General features: G+C 50.7%; 3 protein-coding genes. 1 reads left to right on the top strand and 2 read right to left on the bottom strand.

All coding sequences use genetic code 11. The features are described 5' to 3' along the window. The coding region (locus tag OA90_RS27340; protein WP_156510491.1) for an integrase core domain-containing protein at positions 1–238 on the top strand (238 nt) is incomplete at its 5' end. A 59-nt stretch (positions 239–297) separates the two neighbouring features. On the opposite strand, the gene OA90_RS27335 is transcribed toward OA90_RS27340, so the two are convergent. Together OA90_RS27335 and OA90_RS27330 are read right to left on the bottom strand one after the other, a co-directional pair. Next, a complete protein-coding gene (locus OA90_RS27335) occupies positions 298–2,403 on the bottom strand; it encodes a hypothetical protein (protein WP_068420161.1) in 2,106 nt (701 codons plus the stop codon). Then, positions 2,400–3,194: a hypothetical protein gene (locus OA90_RS27330; protein WP_156510717.1), complete on the bottom strand. Its 795-nt coding sequence runs from the start codon at positions 3,192–3,194 to the stop codon at positions 2,400–2,402. The genes OA90_RS27335 and OA90_RS27330 overlap by 4 nt, the downstream gene beginning before the upstream one ends. Between the last annotated feature and the right edge of the window lie 913 nt (positions 3,195–4,107).

Raw genomic sequence — 4,107 nt, 5'->3', positions numbered from 1 at the left:
CATCTCGATGGACGGCAAGGGCGCTTGGCGGGACAATGTCTTCGTCGAGCGGCTTTGGCGGTCTATCAAATACGAGGAAGTCTACCTCCACGCTTACAAGACGGTGTCCGAGGCCCGCGCTGGCATCGGCCGCTATCTGACCTTTTACAATACCCGACGCCCTCACTCATCCCTTGACCGGCAGACGCCGGATCAGGCTTACTTCAAAGCGCTGGCGCCGATGATGGTGGCGGCATAATTGAGGCGGAAATCCACTTAGCAAAACGCCCGAAACTGTTCAGACAAACCGAACCACCTCTAAACGTCGTCACCGGCTGCGGTAACTCCTCCCGACAAACCCGCGTTTTCAAGAAAAAATGAAACGGTCATCGATTGATTGAGCGAAGTAAAGTCAGCTGTATCAACGCCGCCTTGACCGTTAGAAGCAACATCCCCACCAAAGATCAGGTCATTGCCTTTGCTGCCGATGAAGGTGTCGTCGTCGGCCCCTCCGACCAGAACGTCATTGCCGTCCTCGCCGTCGAGTTCATCCTTGCCATCGCCGCCCAGGACCACATCATCGCCGGCTCCTGCTTTAATGACATCCTCGCCACCTTGAGTGATTATCAGATCGGACTTGTCCGAGCCCGTTACCGTGTCTGCGCCATTCAGACTGCCCAGAAGGAACCAGCCTTGATTTGTTTTCTGATTGGGATCTTCATTCGCCGTCAGCGTTTCCAATGACGCTTGGTCATTCCCAAGTGTCGCCTGGATATCCAAGGAAGCGGAGCTTGAGCCCGAAATCGCAACAGCAATGGCTCGAAAGCTGTTGTAAAGATCGAAACCGGCAGTGAGGTCGTCGGAAGGCGATGTGCCTTCAAAAAATAAATTGTAGCTATAGGCAGCTTCAAACTGTGCCCAATAGCCGCTTATTGAAAGTGTATTGTAGATGTAGCTGTCCAGCGTTTCGACATTTTCCTGGATTGCGCTTTCCGGATGTTGAAACGTCTGCTGGTAAAGGTAATTTTCGGAGACCCCGAAAAATGCGCCCGGAGCGCCGAGCTCTCCTTCAAGATAGTCGTTGTCCGTATCCTGGCGAACTCGCTCCCCAAGTTCAATTAACCCCGATTGTACAAAATACTCGGAAACAGGATTGCGGCCATTGCTGAAATTTGTGTCAGCGATGCGTTTGTATTCGGTGAAAAAATCTTGGTAGAAATGGTCATTCTCATTACTGATATCCATCAGCATCCGCATGAATATAGTATAATCTATCTCACCTTTGTGATTATAGAAACCGGTCAGATCGCTATTGAACATATTGTCGACTAGACCAGGCATGTTCTCGAAGAGGTCGGCGACAATATTTTTTCCGTCTTCGCTTCGAACCTGGGTCAGAGCCAGCAAAGGTTGGCTATGAAGGTCGACCGCACTCAGTTCATGCTTTCCAATATCAATAAGCTCGGTACCATTATTGTCAGGAATCGCTCCGGCAAATGGGGCTGCCATTTCTTGAAGTACTTCGCCATCCACGGCGTAGACGGCAACGTTTTGCTCCGCGAATGTCAGTAATTGCTGATATCTATTTGTAAGTTGAAATTCGTACAACTCAATCGCGTCGACCCAGTCAAGCAGTTCTTCGAGGTTCGCTTCTACAAGATCAGGTTGTTCAGGAAGAGGAGGTAGTGGAGCAACATTGTCCAGCCAATTGGATGGACCGATCCCTGTCCAGTCGAAACTCGCCATCCCTTTCAGGAGAGGCTCTCCGCCAATTGAAGCCAGTGTCGTTCCGATGGCGGCTAGATTCAGAACTACTTTGCTATATGCTACGTCTCCGATAATATTTTCCAGGGTTTCGTTTGTAATAAAACTGGCTACAACTCCTCGAATACTTTCCGTGAATGCCAAGAAATCGAATACGTCGACGCTTGTGTTTATCGGAGCAGGATCGAAAACATATGCGGGACGGTCATAGAGAGCAGCCAAGGCGCTAGCCAATCCCCCACCGAGGGAATGACCCGTGAAAGTGATGGATTCAAGGGAGACCCCGAGAGCAAGTACCTCTTCGACATATTTCACAGCAAGAATAAGCTGCGTACTTATTTGTCCTGTTATGAAACCGCTATTGGCATTGAGATCAGCGTCCGGGCCGATCCAGTCTTCTCCGGAAAAATCGAGCCAATCGTCGGTGCCACGTAAAGAAATTACGAATTGACCGTTTTTCTCGAACAATTCAGCGCTAAAACCAGATTTTTGCAATTCAAAACTATCAGCATCTTCGTCACGCAGTATCCATCCGCCGAAGCCTTCAAGATTATAGTTGACTTTCAGATCGTCTTTAATTTCTACATCTGGACCGTCTTCATCCAGAAAATCGTAGGATTGCATTGCCAGAACTGCATAATCTGAAATCTGTGAGGTCATTCTTTCCATCCTTTGGCGACTGGCTCACCCGACGTTGCTGAGATTATTTTGCTTTGAAAAACGACGAACTCATCGAGTTCTTGCACATAGACTGGCGCATTGCTTGGCAAGAAACGCGCATAAAGGCGCTCACCCGCGAATTCGTAGCGAAATGAAGGTGTCGGTTCGCTCGAATGATCGATCTTGAAAGGCTCATCGGCTACAATGCGGTTTGGTTGTATCAGCCGAAATTCGCACCCCATGAAGCCTTGGCGTTGCAGGTCAACGTAGGTCCCTTCATCAGTGCTGATTGCCGGATTGATCGCATCGAATGTTTCAAACCGGTCAATACCGGCACCTGGCTCAGGTTCAACAGGAACAATGCCTGGCGTGTAATTGATACCGTCCAGCATGTCGGTAAACGCCCCCCAACTGGGCATGGCTATCCGATAGGCCCGCCTATCACCTGGCAGATTTGAAACCCACTCTTCGAGGCCCGGCACTTGAGACCACTCCGACCGTGGGATCCGCCAGGCGGCGAAACACTGTGGGAAGACGCCCCCACTAACATGGTCCCGAAACCGGGTTTTGTAGAGCGAGGTTTCTTGCGCCAGCCTCAAGTCTTCGGGTCGGATGAAGGGTGTCAGATCCGGGCTGGCCGTTGCCGCTCGTTTTTCCGAGGCTTCAAATTCAACCTCTCCAACAATTTCCGGCGGATAGACCTTTACGAACTCGACACGGCTGCCGGTGCCGGACAAGGTCCGCGCGCTGACGTAATATTCCATTTCGTCGAATGTCTGGTCGTCGCTCACCCAAAGGACCGGCAGCATCGAACTGGGTGGGAGATACTCATTCTGATCTGTGAAGGGTCGAGCCAAGACACGCCGCCGTTTCTTGGCATCTTCTTCACGTTCCTCGGATGTCGCCGATGCCCATCGGCAGGCGCGAATGACCGGTAAGTAGATCGCTTCGCCTGTTCCAGGCACATAAGCACCGGCAATAGGATAAACCTGTAACGAGTTGACGCTTTCGTGCCCGGAACCCTGCTTTTCCGCTCCGGGCTATTGAATTAGCAACAATGCCCATGATGGCGCGCATCGGGTGACCTCTAAAGTTTTGCAAGTCATTCTGGAATCGGATGAGGCGTGAAACACGTTCTTGCCTGATCATAATTGAGCCCTCAAAGCTCTCTCCCGGAATTGGCATTCGCTCCCGCCCCCTCCCAGTGCACATGCGGGTGAATACTCCCGTTGCGCCGGAAACCTAGACACACAACCCAGTCCAAGACGGCTCAACGCCCGCGCCTTCCTTGCCAAACGTGCCCACAACCCTTTCATGTACAGAAAGAATGGCCACCCCAAAGCGAGGACTGTATGACACCGCATGGCATTCAATTTTTGAGGCCATATTTCAGCTTCTCCAAACACCAATCTGACCGGCTCACGGATAAGCTTCAAAGCATATTTGACAAGAGGCTGGCACACTCATTTTTGGTTGTAAACGAACGGACGTCCGCACTACCAAAGTGTATTTTCATGTACAAAAAATGACGGTATTTGGCTATTATCCGAGTTTCCCAGACCAAACCCGCCTCAACTTAACGTAGCGTTTCGCTTTGGTTTTCAATTTTCCTTTCGGAGCCAACGCCTTCAATTTCAGCGTGTTTTCCACAGGATGGGAACGCGTCTTTCTTTTTGGAATGAATCTGGATCATGTCTGCTCCGG

It is taken from the genome of Labrenzia sp. OB1, assembly GCF_001624695.1.
In the GTDB taxonomy this organism is placed as follows: Bacteria; Pseudomonadota; Alphaproteobacteria; order Rhizobiales; family Stappiaceae; genus Roseibium.
The sequence above is the reverse complement of the archived record's forward strand: the minus strand, read 5'-3'. Positions and strand labels throughout refer to the sequence as shown.

Coding starts and splice junctions, on each gene's coding strand:
- OA90_RS27335 (WP_068420161.1), bottom strand. CDS start 2,403: ATGACCTCACAGATTTCAGATTATGCAGTTCTGGCAATGCAATCCTAC.